The organism is Pseudomonas sp. LBUM1643 (genome assembly GCF_059716215.1).
The window spans coordinates 4455660-4470872 of sequence record NZ_CP166813.1 but is presented as its reverse complement, the minus strand read 5'-3'; the positions used below and the strand labels follow the sequence as shown (position 1 = coordinate 4470872).

The following is a 15213-nucleotide window of genomic DNA, read 5'->3' as shown; positions in this document are numbered from 1 at the left end:
GCCCAAGTCCCCGAATCCATGGCTCGAGTTTTACCCCTCATTACTGCGCAAATCCGATGTTATTGCCTGCTGTTCAGCGCGCTGGCGATGCTCTTCGTCAGTGGTTGCAGCCGGCAGCAGGGGCAGGACATCGTCGACCAGTTCCGCGAAGGCAAACCCCAGGAATTCCTCCAGACCAGCGTCGACCGCATGGCCACCCTGACCATGCGCGACAACCTCGACAGCCTTTACTTGCTGATGACCAAGCTCTACCTGCGCAACCCGGACGAGTTGAAAAAGTCCGGTTTCCTCGACGCGCGAACCGCGGAAAAACAGGTGCGCATGGCCATCGAACAGCAGCAGCCGCTGCCGACTTTAGGCGGTAAAAAAGATCTGGCCGCGTTGAGCTACGCTATGAGCCCGGAGTTTCTGGGTGACCGGGTGGGCGCGTTCATTTACGCCATCGGCAGCATGCTGGTGACCGCACACAGCAATCGCATGGAGTTCTACATGACCGACGCGATCAACCCGACGTTCGTCAGCAACGCCGCGCGCAACATCGAAAAAGCCACCTGGATCCTCAGTCAGCGGCAGAACCCCCAGGGCGGGCCGCTGCTGTTTTCCAATGAAATCTCGGAGGAGGGCAGCAACCTGAGTTTCGCCGTGGAATTCGGCAAGATCGTCGCGCGGCTGGACTTGCTCACTCAGATGCTCGACGAACGGTATCGCCGAATCGGCCTGAATTACGCGCAAAGTTTGCTCTTTTTGAATTTCTTGCCGGTGCAGTGAGTTGGGTCAGGTAGAGTGCAAAGTTGTATACAATCTGCGCCTGCATTGATTGAAAGGAGCTGCACACGTCATGACTGACCATGCCACCGTCGAACGCGGGCTGATCGATCACTCGACCCGAACCGAGAAACTGCCTTACGCAGCGTTACTGGCATTCGCCATGACAGGCTTCATCGCCATCCTCACCGAAACCCTGCCCGCCGGGTTGCTGACGCAAATCGGCGCGGGACTGAACGTGAGTGAGGTATGGGCCGGGCAACTGGTGACGCTCTATGCGTTAGGGTCTATCGTGGCCGCCATCCCGCTGACCGTCGCCACTCGCGGCTGGCGCAGGCGGCGGGTGTTGATGATGACCGTCTGCGGATTTCTGCTGTTCAATACCGTCACCACGTTTTCCACGCATTACGGCCTGACTCTGGTCTCGCGGTTTCTGGCGGGCATGGCGGCGGGATTATCCTGGGGCATCATGGCCGGTTACGCGCGCGGCCTCGTGCCGGTGCACCTGCAGGGCCGGGCATTGGCGATCGCGATGCTCGGCACACCGGTTGCGCTGTCTCTCGGTACGCCAGCGGGTACGTGGCTGGGGAACATGATCGGCTGGCGCGCCTCGTTCGGCATCATGTCGGCACTGGCGCTGGTGCTGGCGGCCTGGATCATGATTTCGGTGCCAGACCGGCCGGGACAGGCCGACACCCAACGCCTGCCGCTGGCAAAGGTATTTCGCACCCCTGGCGTACGGCCGGTGCTGTTTGTGGTCCTGACGTGGATGCTCGGGCACAACATTCTTTACACCTACATCGCGCCTTTTCTGAAGCAAGCCGGGTTGGGTGAGCGGGTGGATCTGGGCCTCCTGGTCTTCGGCATCAGCTCCCTGGTGGGGATCTGGATTATCGGCCTGCTGGTCGACCGCTGGTTACGCCGTTTGACGTTGATCAGCCTGGCTGTGTTTGCGTTGACGGCGCTGGTGTTGGCGATGGCGAATTCGTCGCCTTGGGTGATTTATGGCTGCATGGCGGTGTGGGGGCTTTCGTTCGGGGGGTCGGCCACGTTGGTGCTGACGGCAGCGGCTGATTCGGCGGGTGACAATGTGGATGTTGTGCAAGCGATGCTCACCACGTCCTGGAATGTGGCGATTGCGGGCGGTGGGTTGTTGGGTGGTTTGCTGCTGGACCGGGCGGGGGCGATGTCGTTTCCGTGGGCGTTGTTGATTTTGTCGCTGATTGCGTTTGCTACGGTGTGGATCAATCGGCATTACAGCTTCAAGCCGGGGCGGCGGGTTCATTTGTAGGCGCACAGTTTGCTCGCGATAGGGTTACCTGTCAGCCAACCTCGTTTCTCCCGGATGTACCCGGATCAAACTGTGGGAGTTGGCTTGCCGGCGATGGCGCCCTGACAGCCGATGAGTATTTCCCTGATGCACCCGTATCTAACTGTAGGAGCGAGCCTGCTCGCGATAGCGGTCTGATCGGCGGGGAGTATCTTGCTGATGTACATATCCATTCCTGCAGTTACGGCTTCTATTGGTTTCGCTTTTACAGCGAGTGACTTTGAAGAGCGCAAAGTAACCAAACGCTCTTGCCCCTTTCGTCCAGTGCCTCGCCCAGGCTCGGCATACCCTCGCTCCGGTCCTGCTCCGTGGGCCCGCCGCCATCGGCCATCCATGGCCGGGGGCGGCTAACCCGGCATCCATGCCGGGTTGCCCACTGCGCAGAACCTGCGCTCGGCCTGCCGAGGGGGCAAGAAGATCAAAAGCAGATCAAAAGCCAAAGCGAGGCGGCCTGACAGCCGACCTGACTTTCGAAGTTCACGCGTTCGCCTGTGGGAGCCGAGCTTGCTCGCGATGACGGCCTCACAGCCGATCGATATCTTCCTGATGCACCCGGATCAAACTGTGGGAGTTGGCTTGCCGGCGATGGCGCCCTGACAGCCGATGAGTATTTCCCTGATGCACCCGGATCAAACTGTAGGAGCGAGCCTGCTCGCGATAGCGGTCTGATCGGCGGGGAGTATCTTGCTGATGTACATATCCATTCCTGCGGTTACGGCTTCTATTGGTTTCGCTTTTACAGCGAGTCACTTGGGGCTTTTCCAAGTGACTCGCTGTAAAAGCGAAACCAATAGAAGCCATGACCGAAAAAACGGATATGTACACACACACCACCACACCACACCACACTAAATCCTGCAGTTGATCTCGGGGACATCCGAAAAACGGTTGGATATAACGATAGTCCGCAACGATATAAGTGGTTATAAGAAAAATCGCTATGCTGCGGGCCAGTTTTCCTGCGGTCTGTGGACGGTTTAATGGAATTTGTGAACTTCGGGTTAATCGTCGCCGGACTGGTGGTGGGTTTTATCGTTGGCATGACTGGCGTCGGCGGTGGTTCGTTGATGACGCCGATCCTGCTGTGGTTCGGTATCAACCCGGCAACGGCAGTCGGCACCGACCTACTGTATGCGGCCATCACCAAATCCAGTGGCGTGCTGGTTCACCGAAAGAACAAGAACATCGACTGGGCCATCACCGGTTGGCTGACCCTTGGCAGTGTGCCGGCGGTGGCCATGACGCTCTGGTTCCTGAGCACGCTGCACACATCCCCCGATGCCATGAACGCCGTCATCAAACAGGCCCTGGGCTTTGTACTGTTTGCTACTGCGCTGGCGATTTTCTTCAAGAAGCGTTTGCTGGATTTCGCCCACAAACGAGCGGGCGGTAACTACAACCCCAGCGGCCCACGCCTGAATGTCATGACCGTCATCACCGGCCTGGTGCTCGGCACCATGGTTGCCTTGACGTCCATCGGTGCCGGCGCCCTGGGCACGGTGGCGCTGTTTATTCTCTATCCGCTGCTGCCAACCCGCCGCCTCGTCGGTACCGAAATCGCTCACGCGGTTCCACTGACCCTGGTCGCAGGCCTCGGTCACGCCAGCATGGGCAACATGGACTGGCAGGTACTGGGCTACTTGCTGATCGGTTCATTGCCGGGCATCTGGCTGGGCAGTCATTTGACCGGGCGTATTTCCGATGAAGTCTTGCGCCCGTGCCTGGCCACCATGCTGGTTTTGATCGGTTACAAACTGGCGTTCTGATAGTCCCTTAAACGCGCGTCATTATTTCCAGCAGGTGGCCATCCGGGTCGTCGAAGTACACCCGCTGGCCACCGCCATAGTCATTGATCTCGCCGGGCCGTAGTTTGCCGGGATCGGCCCACCACCGCAGCTGGCGTGCCTGCAGGCGCGCAAAGGCGGCATCGAAATCGTTGTCGCCGATCAGGAAGGCATAGTGTTGAGAGGCAATCGGCGGATCGTTGTCGTAGAAGTCCAGCGACACGCCGTTGTCCAACTTGACGATCAGCATCGGGCCGAAAGGCTCTGCGGCCGGCAAACCGAGGATCTCGACGAGGAACGTCGCCGAGACCTGCTTGTTTCGGCACCAGACGATGGTGTGGTTTAACTGAGCGCTCATGGGATAAGCCTCCAGGGTTCACTCCCATGAGTTAAGCAGGATTGCGTCAGGCCTTCGAGGTGTCGCGCTTCATCACGGTGATCGCAAGGCCCTCGTCATCCAATGTGTCTTCGACAACTTCCCAGCCCAGCCTGGCGTAGAGCGACTGGGATGTATCGGTGTAAAGGTAAAGTTCGGGAATCCCAAGCGCCGCGGCTTCCTCGACGATTCGCGTGACCAGCGCCGACGCAACGCCCCGACCACGGTGTTCGGCCTTCACGTAAACCCCCGCCAGCCAGGGTGTGAGTTCAGGTCGCGATGCCAGGTCGCTGTCGATCAGCAGGGCGCCGCCGAGCAGCTGTAAATCTTCGATGGCGACCACCACCGTAGGCACGGCGCCTTTACCGCAAGCTTTGCGCATGCGTTCGGTTCTGGCTTCGAGCGTATCGTGGGGCTTGTAGTGACCCCATTCCTTGAAGTTCAGCTCGGCCAGTTCCGGTATCAGCGCCGGATGGTCGCAGAGATAGACGATTTGCATGGCAGTCGAAACTCCTTTTCCTGGGGATGACGAGTCGTTCGTCACCCGTGAGAGGGACAATAAAACGATCACGACAGGTAATCAATTTCCGCGCTGCAACCGGTTTGACCGGTTGCGCAATGACCGCCCTGACCTAAGCTTTGGGCAAGGCGAAACACAATCGTGGTGCGTCACCCGGAACAATCGCCGCGATGCGCAATCATTAGAGCGTGGATATCAAAAGGAGATGCGCATGCTCATCAGGTCATTGACCCTGACTACCTTGCTGGTTCTTGCCGGCCCTTTGTTCGCCGCTGATGGCGACTCACCGCTGGACATGGACAAGGGCAGGTCCCGACCGCTGATTGTCATCGCCCCAAGCACGGTGGATCCGACGTGGGTCGGCCTGAAAAAGTCCCTGGAAGAGCCTGCGAACAAACAGGGTTTTACCGAGCGAAACATGGTGCTCTATTCGGTGATCAACACGATGGGCCAGCGTGAGGGCAAGGACCTCGATCCGCAAACCACGATGGCGCTGATCCGGGCGCTCAAACTGGGCGCTGGTGCGCAAACCAAGGTCATTCTGGTGGGCAAGGATGGCGAGAAGAAGCTTGAGCAAACGGGGAAGGTCGAGCTGAAGGAGATCTTCAGTGCCATCGACGCCATGCCGATGGCAGAGAAAGAAGCCGCCGCCCCGACGGTAGCGCCAGCGGCTGAAGCGGAGCCGGCGGCTAAAGGCGCGAAGGGTGCCAAACCGGCGAAGGCTGCGAAGCCGACCAAGCCGCCTGAAATGCCGGATGATTGAAATTTCGTCGGAATAAATCAAAAGATCGCAGCCTCGTTTCTCTCGACAGCTCCTACAGGTGTACGTGTAACCCTTGTAGGAGCTGTCGAGCGAAGCGAGGCTGCGATCTTTTATTGTGTGTTACCCGCTCTTCCAAACCCGCGGCAAATGCTGCAGCAAGTGCGTCATTCGGTCAGGACGTTCAGTAGCGCGTGAGCGATTTTGATCCGCTCCGGAATCGGGAAGTTTTTGTTGGCCAGAATCACGATGCCGATGTCTTTGGAGGGCACGAAAACCACGTAGGCGCCAAAGCCACCCGTCGAGCCGGTTTTGTTGAACATCGCGTTGCCCGGTTGCGGCTGAGGTGGGTTCAACCATTGGACCTTATGCGCTTGCATGGCCATTTCCGTTGAATTGCCGGCCTGCAGTTTTTCCAGCGTGATGGGGTAGGTGTAGCGCTCCCAGCCCAACCCTTGGGTCATTCCACCGACGGTGTAGTAACCGGTGTGAGTCGTGGCGATGGCCTGTTGCAATGGCTGTTCAAGGTTCGAGGGTTTCAGGTTCGCCTCAACGAACCGAAGCATGTCTGCGGCGCTGGTTTTTACGCCGTATGCCTCTGAATCCAGGGCTCCCGGGCCGACCCTGACCGGTTTGTTTTCCTTGTCGTAACCCTGGGCGTACAGGCCCATTTCGGCAGGGGGAATCTTGATCCAGGTATGCGACAACCCCAATTTGGGCAACAAGGTTTTTTCCATCACCTCATCAAACGGCGCTCCCATACGTTGGGCTGCCAGGTAACCGAACAACCCGATGCTCGGGTTCGAATACTGGCGGTGGGTGCCAGCGCCATAGGTTGGTTTCCACTGTTTGAAGTAGCCGAGCATGGTGTCTGGCGTGTCGAACGCTGCGGGGAATTGCAATGGCAGGCCACCGGCGGTGTAGGTGCCCAGTTGCAGCAGGCTGATGGTGTCGAGGGCACTGCCACGGAATGCCGGGAGCACTTGGCTGGCCTTGTCCGAGAGGGAAAATTTGCCGGTCGCGTTGGCATAGGCCGCGAGGGTGGCGGTGAAGGTTTTGCTGACTGAGCCGATCTCGAAGAGGGTGTCCTGGGTCACGGCTTGACCGTTTTCCTTCGAGGCTACCCCGTAGTTAAAGTAATGCGGTGTGCCGTTGACGGTGATGGCGACTGCCATGCCGGGAACGTTCTGTTGCTGCATGACCGGTTCAACTGCGGCGCGCACAATACCGTCGAGGTGTTCATCAGCCATACCGTGACTGGCGAACAGTAAAAGTGCGAAAGCGCTGTAGGAGTTGATCTTGTTAGGCATGTCGAGGAGTCTTTCCATGAGTTTGGTGGATATTGACCGCTACACTCCGAGCGGTTTTCAAGCCCTGTCGGTCATCGGGCGAGGCAAATCTAAGTAGACTGTCATTGCTCTACAACCGACGATATCTCGTACGAGCCATTAGAAAAATTATAAGGTGAACATGATCCGGCCTCTCCTGCCTCTTAATGCGCTGCGCGCCTTCGAAGCGTCCGCTCGGCATTTGAGTTTTACCCGAGCAGCGGTGGAGTTGTGTGTCACCCAGGCGGCGGTGAGTCATCAAGTCAAAAGCCTCGAGTCCGTGCTGGGCGTCACGCTGTTCAAACGCTTGCCCCGTGGCCTGATGCTGACCAGTGAGGGTGAAACACTGTTGCCGGTGCTGCGCGAATCCTTTGACCGAATCGCCCAGACCCTCGAGCAATTTGTGGGCGGGCATTTTCGCGAAGTCTTGACCGTCGGTGCGGTGGGCACCTTCGCGGTCGGCTGGTTATTGCCACGCCTGCCCGAGTTTCAGGCGAAATATCCACTCATAGATGTGCGCCTGTCGACCCATAACAACCGGGTCGATGTGGCGGCTGAAGGGCTCGATTATGCCATTCGCTTTGGCGCCGGGGCGTGGCACGGAACTGAAGCTGTGCGGGTGATCGAGGCCCCGCTGTCGGTGTTGTGTATACCCGCTATCGCCCGGCAAGTGAAAACGCCGGCAGACCTGTTGAAGCAAACCCTGTTGCGCTCTTATCGCGCGGACGAGTGGCCGGAGTGGTTCAAGGCAACGGGGCTGCCGGGAGTTTCGGCCTCAACCCGAAGCGTAGTGTTCGATTCTTCACTGGCGATGATGGAGGCGGCGCTCCAGGGGACGGGTGTGGCATTGGCGCCGCCGCTGATGTTTAGCCGACACCTGTCGACGGGGGCCATCGAACAACCGTTCGCCATAGGCATCACCACTGGCAGCTACTGGTTGACCCGTTTGCAATCGCGTCCGCAAACATCGGCCATGGAGGCGTTCAAGGAGTGGTTGCTTGAAGTAGCGTGCCGCTGACCGCCGTTCGTCAACTCGATAGCACGCCATCTGCGCGTCTGTTTCCAACGTATACGGCCCAGATTTGCTGGACCTCATCAATGAGGTGCGTCATGGCTAACGAATCAACGTATCAGGGTGGAACCCCCAACACAGACCCAACCCGACCTATGCCCGGCACCGACGAGCCAACGATGGATCACGACGCACCTCCTGGCATGGACCCCTCGCGGGATCCGTCGGAAGCCGATGCGGATCGACCCGAAGACTGGAAGGATCCGACGGCGGACGAAGACATGCCTCCGGCGGATGAACCCACACCGCTGTCCGATGACAGACGTTAAACAGAACCCGGCCAGTGTGCCGGGTTTTTTGTGTGGGGCCGGATGGCCGCGTCATCGTTCATCGCCAGCAGGCTAGCTCCCACACTGATCGCATGAGCCCTAAAGATCCAATGTGGGAGCCAGCCTGCTGGCGATAGCAGACTCTCAGGCAAAACAATTTTTGACTGTGCCACCGTCATCGCGGGCAAGCCTTGCACAGGGATCAGACACTGGCGGGAATCGCTACCGGCCTGCGCTCCAGATTCAATGCCAGCACACTGACCAATACCACCATCGCGCCAACCAGGATCATCATTGTCGGTCGTTCCCCCAGTGCATACGAAGCGATCGCCATGGCCGTCGGCGGCACCAGGTACAGCGTCATGGTCGCCCGGCTCAGATCAACGTGGGCCAGTACATACGCCCACGCCAGGTAGGCGAGTGCGCTTGGAAACACGCCCAACGCCACCACTGCCAACTGCACATGAACCGGTGCGCTGACTACCTGCGCGGCCAGGCCAGGCAGATAAATCAGCAGCAGCGCCGTCCCCGCCCACACGGTGTAGCAAACGAGGGTCACGCCGTCGTAGCGTCCGGTGTGATGCTTTTGCAGCGCAAAGTAGAAACTCCAGGACACCGCCGACAGCAGGATCAACAGGCCGTGAGCGTCGATGCTGCCGAAGCCGCGATCCCCGGCCACCACCGTGACGACGCCGATCAATCCCAGAAAAACACACCCCCAACGCCACACACTCACCCGGTCTTTGAAAACAAAACGCGCCAGCAGCGTGCTGAACAGCGGAGTTGTTTGCGCCAGCACGCTGGAAGCGCCGGCGCTGACACCTTGTTGGCCGAAGTTGATTGCAACGTGGTGCAGGCTTACGGCGAAAAAGCCGAGCCCAAACAACAGGGGCACGTCGCGGATGCGCGGCAGGCGTATGCCTTTAAAGGCCGCGACGCCGACCATGAATGCTGAGGCCACCAGAAATCGCAGTAACGCGAGATGGCCTGGATCATAGGCTTGCAAGCCGATGTGAATGCCCGTGGGGGAGTAAGCCCAACAGGCGACGACAAACGCCATCGACAGCACGATTTTCAGGGGGCGCAAAGGTTTCATGGACGTAGACCGTTGGGGGAATAAAACGAGTATCGGAATCCTCATGGCTCTCCACAACTGACTTATACTGCGTCAAATGTTCACTTTTGGTGATGTATGGAGCTGGCGCAGATTCGTATGTTCAAAACCGTTGCCGACGTCGGCAGCATTGCCCGGGCGGCCGAGCTTTTGCATTGCGTGCCGTCAAACATCACGGCGCGGATCAAGGCACTGGAGGCGGAGTTGGGTGTGGCGCTGTTTCTGCGCGAGGGGCGCGGGCTGAGAATCAGTCCTGCCGGGCAGACGTTTCTGGTGTATGCATCGAAAATCCTGGCGCTGACCGTTGAAGCGAAGCGTGCGGTGGATCCTTCTGCCGAGCCGTCCGGGCCATTGCGCATAGGCGCCATCGAGTCCTCGGCGACGGGGCGATTGCCCCGTTTGCTGGCCCGGTTCCACAAGCGCTATCCCGCCATTGCGCTGGAATTGACCACCGGGACCTGGAGCCAGCTGCTCGATGACACGCTCAATCACCGGCTCGACGGTGCGATCGTCGCGGTGGATGTCGAGCGCGCGCAGCTCAAGCGCACGCCGATGTATCGCGAAGACCTGTTGCTGATTGCCTCGACGTCTCTGGGGCCGGTGCGTGATATCTCGGATTTGCACGATAAGACGGTGTTCATGTGGCCTCAGGGTTGTCCTTATCGAGCGGCGCTTGAGCATTGGTTGTTGCGGCAGGGTCAGGCGCTGCCGATTGTCAGCCTGGCCAGTTACGGTGCCATTGTCGGCTGTGTCAGCGCAGGGGCAGGGGTGGCACTGGTGCCCAAAGGGGTGTTCGATCAATACGCCAAGGGCGCGGGCTGTGTGGGGTATGAGTTTGCTGAACTGACGGCGATCGAAAACCTGTTTTACTGGCATGAAAACGCCGGAGTTCACCCGGCGCGGGAAGCGTTCGTCGGGATGCTGCGGGAGGAGTTTCAGAAGGACCCGTAGGACCGTAGGACCGTAGGAGCTGTCGAGTGAAACGAGGCTGCGATCTTTTGATCTTTGTTTTTTAGGGCCAGATCAAAAGATCGCAGCCTCGTTTCACTCGACAGCTCCTACAGTCAATCAAGCAAGTCAGGCGGATCAGGTGTCAGGTGTCAGGCGGATCAGGTGAACTGGATTGATCAGGTCAATCAGTCTGCGGCGACATCCCGCATCAACAACCCAAATTTCAATTCCACCGCCTCCGGTATCGGCAGGTACACCGTGTGCCCATCCCCCGGTGCCACTGCGATAGCTTCGCCTTTGCCGTTCTGCAATTGATGAAGATCGAAATGAAAGTTGCCCTTGGGTGTCATCAGTTCCATGTGGTCGCCCACACCGAAGCGGTTCTTGACCTTGACCTCGGCCAGCCGACCCAGGCGCTCGCCGGTCAGTTCACCGACGAACTGCTGGCGCTCCGAGACCGAGCTGCCGTTCTGGTAGTTCTGGTATTCGTCATGCACGTGACGGCGCAGAAATCCTTCCGTGTAACCGCGCTGGGCCAATGATTCCAGGTCGGTCATCAGGCTGCGGTCGAAATCACGTCCGGCCACTGCGTCGTCGATGGCTTGGCGATAGACCTGAGTGGTTCGCGCGCAATAGAAGTGGGATTTGGTACGACCTTCTATTTTCAGTGAGTGCACGCCCATCTGCGTCAAACGCTCGACGTGTTGCACGGCGCGCAGGTCCTTGGCGTTCATGATGTAGGTGCCGTGTTCATCCTCGAACGCCGGCATCAGTTCGCCAGGGCGATTGGCTTCCTGCAACAGAAACACCTGGTCGGTCGGCGCGCCGAGGCCCAGGGTCGGTTCTGGCTGGAAGGTCTGGACGATGTCGCCAAGCTGGTTTTGCGTGGCTTCCTGGGCCGAATACTTCCAGCGGCAGGCGTTGGTGCAACTGCCCTGATTGGCATCGCGCTTGTTCATGTACCCCGACAGCAGGCAGCGGCCGGAATAAGCCATGCACAGCGCGCCGTGGACAAACACCTCGAGCTCCATGCCCGGCACTTGCTGGCGGATTTCGGCGATTTCCTCCAGGGACAGTTCCCGCGACAGGATGATCCGGCTCAGGCCTTGCTGTTGCCAGAACTCCACGCTCGCCCAGTTCACTGTATTGGCCTGCACCGACAGGTGGATCGGCATCTGCGGGAAGTGCCGGCGCACCAGCATGATCAGTCCCGGATCGGACATGATCAGCGCGTCCGGGCCCATGGCAATGACCGGCTCGAGGTCTTTGAGAAAGGTTTTCAGCTTGGCGTTGTGCGGGGCAATGTTCACCACGACATAGAAGCGCTTGCCCAGGCCCTGGGCTTCGCGAATGCCGACCGCGAGATGGGCGTGATCGAATTCGTTATTGCGCACCCGCAAGCTGTAGCGCGGCTGCCCTGCATAGACCGCATCGGCGCCGTAGGCGAAGGCATAACGCATGTTTTTCAAGGTGCCGGCGGGGGCGAGCAGCTCTGGGGATGAAAGGGTCATGGGTAGGTGGTCGCAAAAGCCGCGCAGAGTAAGCGGCTTGAGCCGAGGGTTTATTGATCTGGATCTATGCTTGATGAACAGACGGATGGCACTCGCGCGAACCGTGGCGGACTAAGCATCAGGACCGCTCTTAACGACAAGAGCGTGCCCCCTGCGGACTGACATGGATCGGACATGAACGAAAAGACATTACAGAACAAATCACTGGTGATACTGCTGTTTGTGGTCACCGCCGCCTTTATCTGGATTTTGCTGCCCTTTTACGGGGCCGTTTTCTGGGCGGTGATTCTTGGAATCGTCTTTGCGCCGTTGCAAAGACGCCTGCAAATGAAGTTTGCCTGGCAGCGTAACGTCACGTCGCTGTGCACCTTGGGCGTGTGCCTGGTGATCGCGATTTTGCCGGTGATCATCATCAGCGCCTTACTGGTTCAAGAAGGGGCCTTGTTCTACAAGAGCGTGGAAAGCGGCGAGCTGGATATTGCGGCTTATGTCGCGCAGTTCAAACACAGCTTGCCGATGTACTTCCAGCATTTGCTCGACCGGTTCGGCATGGGCGAGCTGAACGGGTTGCGCGAGAAGCTGGTCAAGAGCGCAATGACCGGTGGCCAGGTCCTGGCGTCCCAGGCGTTCAGTTTCGGCCAGGGCACCTTTGAGTTCATCGTCAGTTTCTTCATCATGCTGTACCTGCTGTTTTTCTTTTTGCGCGACGGTCCCGAGCTGGCGCGCAAGGTCCGGGCGGCGGTGCCGTTGCAGGAACACCAGAAGCGTCGCTTGCAGCTCAAATTCAATCGTGTGGTGCGCGCAACCGTGAAAGGCAACCTGCTGGTAGCGGTCACGCAAGGTGCCTTGGGCGGTTTGATTTTCTGGTTTCTGGATATCCCGAGCGCGTTGCTCTGGGCCGTGCTGATGGCATTTCTGTCGCTGTTGCCAGCGGTGGGGGCGGGGATCGTCTGGGGACCGGTGGCGCTTTACTTTCTGCTGACCGGTGCGATCTGGCAAGGCGTGGTGCTGGCACTGTTTGGGGTGTTCGTGATCGGGCTGGTGGATAACGTGCTGCGCCCGATTCTGGTGGGCAAGGACACCAAAATGCCGGATTACATGATTCTGATTTCAACCCTGGGTGGCATGGCGGTGTTTGGGCTCAACGGCTTTGTGATCGGGCCGTTGATCGCCGCGCTCTTCATGTCGAGCTGGGCGATCTTCAGCGAAACCAAACCGCGGGTGCAACTGCCTTAGGCGCTGAGTCGACCCGAGTCGATGCGTTGCGACAGCGCTTTTGCCGCTGGCAGCGAGGTCAGCGGGCCACTGATGGGCTCGCCGTCCTGCATCAGATACCAGCAGGCGAGTAATCCCAGCTCTCTCAAAGGGGCGGGAACGGCGCTACCGATTACGGACATGATCTGGACCTGGGACATACATACCTCCATCGCTTGATGGAGTTACCTTACGGACCTGGCGTCAAGACGGACAATCAACGCTTTCGATAGTGGTCATTGACGCCAGTGAGTGTTGGATCAGTCGACAACCAGGTCCAGCATGTGCACCACTTCCTGCTCGTTGAGCAGGCCCTTGCGCACCAGGTTTTCCGCCAGCAGCGAAAGAAATTTGGCGCTGCGATGGCCTTCCAGGTGCTTGAGTTCGGTGAGCGTGTTGTACACCTTGCTGGAGGTGCACAAGCCGACATTGCGGTGCGGGTTCTGCGTGGGCATGAGGTCGTCCTTGTTGTTATTGACCTGTTAGGGAGCGGACAGTGCCAACTGTGCGGACCCGTCATGACATAAATATGACCGTTTTCCCCAAGGTGAGGTAAGGCTGTTCAGCTTAATCTTGCCTTTTTTGGGCATCGAGACTGTCCCGACAGCGACCTTGATGGGAGTTATCCAGACACTGTACCGATGCGCGGGCACAAAAAAGGCCCCGCTGATGAGGCGGGGCCTGATTGATGGCCTGTAGCGGTAAGTAGCTGCAACGCTATCAGTAGTGCCGGCCACCGTAGTAGCCGCGAGGCGGGCCGTAATAACGGGGAGGACCGTAGTAGCCACGGGGTGGTCCGTAATACACGGGCGCCGGTTGATAATAAACCGGCTGTTGCACATAGACCGGTGCCGGCTGGTAGTAGACCGGTGGCGGCGGTTGTTGAACATAGACGGGCTGCGGTTGCGCGTAGACCGGTTGCTCTACATACACCGGCCGGTTGGCGTTAATCAGGGCCGAACCGACAATGGCCGAGCCGACAATCGCACCAAACACCGCTGGGCCTTGCCAGTTGTTACCGCCACCGCCATGGGCTTGAGCCTGTCCTGCGATGGCGAGGGCGCCAATCAGCAAGGCAACTGTGGGGAGTTTACGGATCATGATAATTCCTCGGTTCTTCGACCCGGCGCTTGTGTCTGCAATAGACCCAAGGATTGTCGCGGGGATACTTCTAAGACAGCGCTTTTTCGAAATTCAGCACGGCCTCAAGGTAAATTTTGTGTAAGGTCTGTACCGGCTTCCTTACGGTCGGGTTCCCCAGTGAACACAGGCCTTTATGATCGAACAGAACACGATGGAATGGCTAATCCCGTCCATCTGAAAGTGCATTTGAAGGAGAAGTTTCATGCAGATGAACCCCAACCGCGATACCCAATTGTGCATGTCGCTCTCAGGGCGCCCCGGGAACTTTGGCCTGCGCTTTCACAACCACCTTTACGAGCAGTTGGGGCTGAATTTCTACTACAAGGCGTTCAGCAGTCAGGACTTGCCCGGCGCGGTGGGTGGCATTCGTGCCTTGGGCATACGCGGTTGCGGCGTTTCGATGCCGTTCAAGGAGGCGTGTATTGCCCTGGTTGACGAGCTGGACCCTTCCGCTGCGGCGATTCAGTCGATCAACACCATCGTCAACACGAATGGCCATTTGAAGGCTTACAACACCGACTACATTGCCATTGCCCAGTTGCTGGAAACCCATCAAGTCCCCAAGGAGTCGACGTTTGCCCTGCGTGGCAGCGGTGGCATGGCCAAGGCCGTGGCAAGCGCCTTGCGCGATGGCGGGTATAAAAACGGCCAGATCGTCGCGCGCAACGAGCGCACCGGTCGCGCCTTGGCAGAGTCACTGGGCTATGAATGGCGAGCTGAACTGGCGGACTTGCGCCCGCAAATGCTGATCAATGTCACTCCGGTCGGAATGTCTGGCGGACCGGAAGCGGATCAACTCGCGTTTGATGCTGAAGCGATACAAAGCGCGGAAACTGTTTTCGATGTGGTGGCAATCCCTTCGGAAACGCCGCTGATCGTACGAGGTCGTGCAGAAGGCAAGCGGGTGATCACCGGGCTTGAAGTCATCGCCATCCAGGCACTGGAGCAATTTGTGTTGTACACCGGCGTGCGCCCGACGGATGAGCAATTTCGCAAAGCGGTAGAGTTTGCACGCAGCTGACGTTTGAAGATGGAT

17 protein-coding genes are annotated in these 15213 nt (G+C 58.6%); 9 read left to right on the top strand and 8 right to left on the bottom strand.

Annotation, left to right across the window (positions count from 1 at the left end; genetic code table 11):
- The first annotated feature begins 18 nt into the window (after window positions 1-18).
- From ACA063_RS20190 to ACA063_RS20180, 3 genes are all read left to right on the top strand, one after another.
- Window positions 19-768 carry a hypothetical protein gene (locus ACA063_RS20190; protein ID WP_497663094.1) on the top strand — a complete coding sequence of 250 codons (750 nt, stop codon included), beginning with the start codon at window positions 19-21 and terminating at the stop codon, window positions 766-768.
- A gap of 70 nt (window positions 769-838) precedes the next feature.
- On the top strand, window positions 839-2056 hold the full coding sequence (locus ACA063_RS20185) for an MFS transporter (protein WP_497663093.1): 1218 nt from the start codon (window positions 839-841) through the stop codon (window positions 2054-2056).
- A gap of 1019 nt (window positions 2057-3075) precedes the next feature.
- Entirely contained in the window at window positions 3076-3861 is a 786-nt protein-coding gene (locus ACA063_RS20180; protein ID WP_162441167.1) for a sulfite exporter TauE/SafE family protein, read from the top strand.
- 7 nt (window positions 3862-3868) lie between these two features.
- Here the strand turns inward: ACA063_RS20180 and ACA063_RS20175 are convergent, their stop codons facing one another.
- Both ACA063_RS20175 and ACA063_RS20170 read right to left on the bottom strand, forming a co-directional pair.
- Entirely contained in the window at window positions 3869-4237 is a 369-nt protein-coding gene (locus tag ACA063_RS20175) for a VOC family protein (protein WP_497663092.1), read from the bottom strand.
- 46 nt (window positions 4238-4283) lie between these two features.
- Window positions 4284-4754, bottom strand: coding sequence for a GNAT family N-acetyltransferase (locus ACA063_RS20170; protein ID WP_497663091.1), 471 nt, complete (start codon window positions 4752-4754; stop codon window positions 4284-4286).
- Window positions 4755-4986: 232 nt separating this feature from the next.
- Here ACA063_RS20170 and ACA063_RS20165 point away from each other — a divergent pair, with 232 nt between their 5' ends.
- Window positions 4987-5538, top strand: a complete 552-nt coding sequence (locus ACA063_RS20165) for a DUF4174 domain-containing protein (RefSeq protein WP_497663090.1) — start codon at window positions 4987-4989, stop codon at window positions 5536-5538.
- A gap of 164 nt (window positions 5539-5702) precedes the next feature.
- On the opposite strand, the gene ampC is transcribed toward ACA063_RS20165, so the two are convergent.
- The gene (gene ampC, locus ACA063_RS20160; protein ID WP_497663089.1) at window positions 5703-6863 is read right to left on the bottom strand and encodes a class C beta-lactamase; all 1161 of its coding nucleotides are present in this window, start codon (window positions 6861-6863) and stop codon (window positions 5703-5705) included.
- Between the two features lie 142 nt (window positions 6864-7005).
- On the opposite strand from ampC, the gene ACA063_RS20155 reads away from it, so the two are divergent.
- Both ACA063_RS20155 and ACA063_RS20150 read left to right on the top strand, forming a co-directional pair.
- Window positions 7006-7881, top strand: a complete 876-nt coding sequence (locus tag ACA063_RS20155; RefSeq protein ID WP_497663088.1) for a LysR family transcriptional regulator — start codon at window positions 7006-7008, stop codon at window positions 7879-7881.
- 92 nt (window positions 7882-7973) lie between these two features.
- Window positions 7974-8204, top strand: a complete 231-nt coding sequence (locus ACA063_RS20150) for a hypothetical protein (protein WP_497663087.1) — start codon at window positions 7974-7976, stop codon at window positions 8202-8204.
- 202 nt (window positions 8205-8406) lie between these two features.
- Here ACA063_RS20150 and ACA063_RS20145 read toward each other — a convergent pair whose 3' ends face one another.
- Entirely contained in the window at window positions 8407-9300 is an 894-nt protein-coding gene (locus ACA063_RS20145) for a DMT family transporter (protein WP_497663086.1), read from the bottom strand.
- 96 nt (window positions 9301-9396) lie between these two features.
- Here ACA063_RS20145 and ACA063_RS20140 point away from each other — a divergent pair, with 96 nt between their 5' ends.
- On the top strand, window positions 9397-10269 hold the full coding sequence (locus ACA063_RS20140; RefSeq protein WP_497663085.1) for a LysR family transcriptional regulator: 873 nt from the start codon (window positions 9397-9399) through the stop codon (window positions 10267-10269).
- A 185-nt stretch (window positions 10270-10454) separates the two neighbouring features.
- Here ACA063_RS20140 and trhP read toward each other — a convergent pair whose 3' ends face one another.
- Window positions 10455-11780 carry a prephenate-dependent tRNA uridine(34) hydroxylase TrhP gene (gene trhP / locus ACA063_RS20135; protein WP_497663084.1) on the bottom strand — a complete coding sequence of 442 codons (1326 nt, stop codon included), beginning with the start codon at window positions 11778-11780 and terminating at the stop codon, window positions 10455-10457.
- A 174-nt stretch (window positions 11781-11954) separates the two neighbouring features.
- Between trhP and ACA063_RS20130 the strand changes: the two genes are divergently transcribed.
- On the top strand, window positions 11955-13016 hold the full coding sequence (locus ACA063_RS20130; RefSeq protein WP_497663083.1) for an AI-2E family transporter: 1062 nt from the start codon (window positions 11955-11957) through the stop codon (window positions 13014-13016).
- On the opposite strand, the gene ACA063_RS20125 is transcribed toward ACA063_RS20130, so the two are convergent.
- The 3 genes from ACA063_RS20125 to ACA063_RS20115 form a co-directional block, all read right to left on the bottom strand.
- Window positions 13013-13195 (bottom strand): hypothetical protein, encoded by a 183-nt coding sequence (locus ACA063_RS20125; RefSeq protein WP_162440154.1) that lies wholly within the window; start codon window positions 13193-13195, stop codon window positions 13013-13015. The genes ACA063_RS20130 and ACA063_RS20125 overlap by 4 nt on opposite strands.
- A gap of 99 nt (window positions 13196-13294) precedes the next feature.
- Window positions 13295-13489, bottom strand: coding sequence for a hypothetical protein (locus tag ACA063_RS20120; RefSeq protein ID WP_054053875.1), 195 nt, complete (start codon window positions 13487-13489; stop codon window positions 13295-13297).
- Window positions 13490-13754: 265 nt separating this feature from the next.
- Entirely contained in the window at window positions 13755-14135 is a 381-nt protein-coding gene (locus tag ACA063_RS20115; RefSeq protein ID WP_497663082.1) for a hypothetical protein, read from the bottom strand.
- 244 nt (window positions 14136-14379) lie between these two features.
- Between ACA063_RS20115 and ACA063_RS20110 the strand changes: the two genes are divergently transcribed.
- Complete coding sequence (locus ACA063_RS20110) at window positions 14380-15198, top strand: shikimate 5-dehydrogenase (RefSeq protein ID WP_497663081.1); 819 nt, start codon at window positions 14380-14382, stop codon at window positions 15196-15198.
- The last annotated feature ends 15 nt before the right edge of the window (window positions 15199-15213 follow it).

Bases quoted from the DNA above. Each gene is read 5' to 3' on its own strand.
- ACA063_RS20190 (WP_497663094.1), top strand. From the start codon at position 19: ATGGCTCGAGTTTTACCCCTCATTACTGCGCAAATCCGATGTTATTGC.
- ACA063_RS20185 (WP_497663093.1), top strand. From the start codon at position 839: ATGACTGACCATGCCACCGTCGAACGCGGGCTGATCGATCACTCGACC.
- ACA063_RS20180 (WP_162441167.1), top strand. From the start codon at position 3,076: ATGGAATTTGTGAACTTCGGGTTAATCGTCGCCGGACTGGTGGTGGGT.
- ACA063_RS20175 (WP_497663092.1), bottom strand. From the start codon at position 4,237: ATGAGCGCTCAGTTAAACCACACCATCGTCTGGTGCCGAAACAAGCAG.
- ACA063_RS20170 (WP_497663091.1), bottom strand. From the start codon at position 4,754: ATGCAAATCGTCTATCTCTGCGACCATCCGGCGCTGATACCGGAACTG.
- ACA063_RS20165 (WP_497663090.1), top strand. From the start codon at position 4,987: ATGCTCATCAGGTCATTGACCCTGACTACCTTGCTGGTTCTTGCCGGC.
- ampC (WP_497663089.1), bottom strand. From the start codon at position 6,863: ATGGAAAGACTCCTCGACATGCCTAACAAGATCAACTCCTACAGCGCT.
- ACA063_RS20155 (WP_497663088.1), top strand. From the start codon at position 7,006: ATGATCCGGCCTCTCCTGCCTCTTAATGCGCTGCGCGCCTTCGAAGCG.
- ACA063_RS20150 (WP_497663087.1), top strand. From the start codon at position 7,974: ATGGCTAACGAATCAACGTATCAGGGTGGAACCCCCAACACAGACCCA.
- ACA063_RS20145 (WP_497663086.1), bottom strand. From the start codon at position 9,300: ATGAAACCTTTGCGCCCCCTGAAAATCGTGCTGTCGATGGCGTTTGTC.
- ACA063_RS20140 (WP_497663085.1), top strand. From the start codon at position 9,397: ATGGAGCTGGCGCAGATTCGTATGTTCAAAACCGTTGCCGACGTCGGC.
- trhP (WP_497663084.1), bottom strand. From the start codon at position 11,780: ATGACCCTTTCATCCCCAGAGCTGCTCGCCCCCGCCGGCACCTTGAAA.
- ACA063_RS20130 (WP_497663083.1), top strand. From the start codon at position 11,955: ATGAACGAAAAGACATTACAGAACAAATCACTGGTGATACTGCTGTTT.
- ACA063_RS20125 (WP_162440154.1), bottom strand. From the start codon at position 13,195: ATGTCCCAGGTCCAGATCATGTCCGTAATCGGTAGCGCCGTTCCCGCC.
- ACA063_RS20120 (WP_054053875.1), bottom strand. From the start codon at position 13,489: ATGCCCACGCAGAACCCGCACCGCAATGTCGGCTTGTGCACCTCCAGC.
- ACA063_RS20115 (WP_497663082.1), bottom strand. From the start codon at position 14,135: ATGATCCGTAAACTCCCCACAGTTGCCTTGCTGATTGGCGCCCTCGCC.
- ACA063_RS20110 (WP_497663081.1), top strand. From the start codon at position 14,380: ATGCAGATGAACCCCAACCGCGATACCCAATTGTGCATGTCGCTCTCA.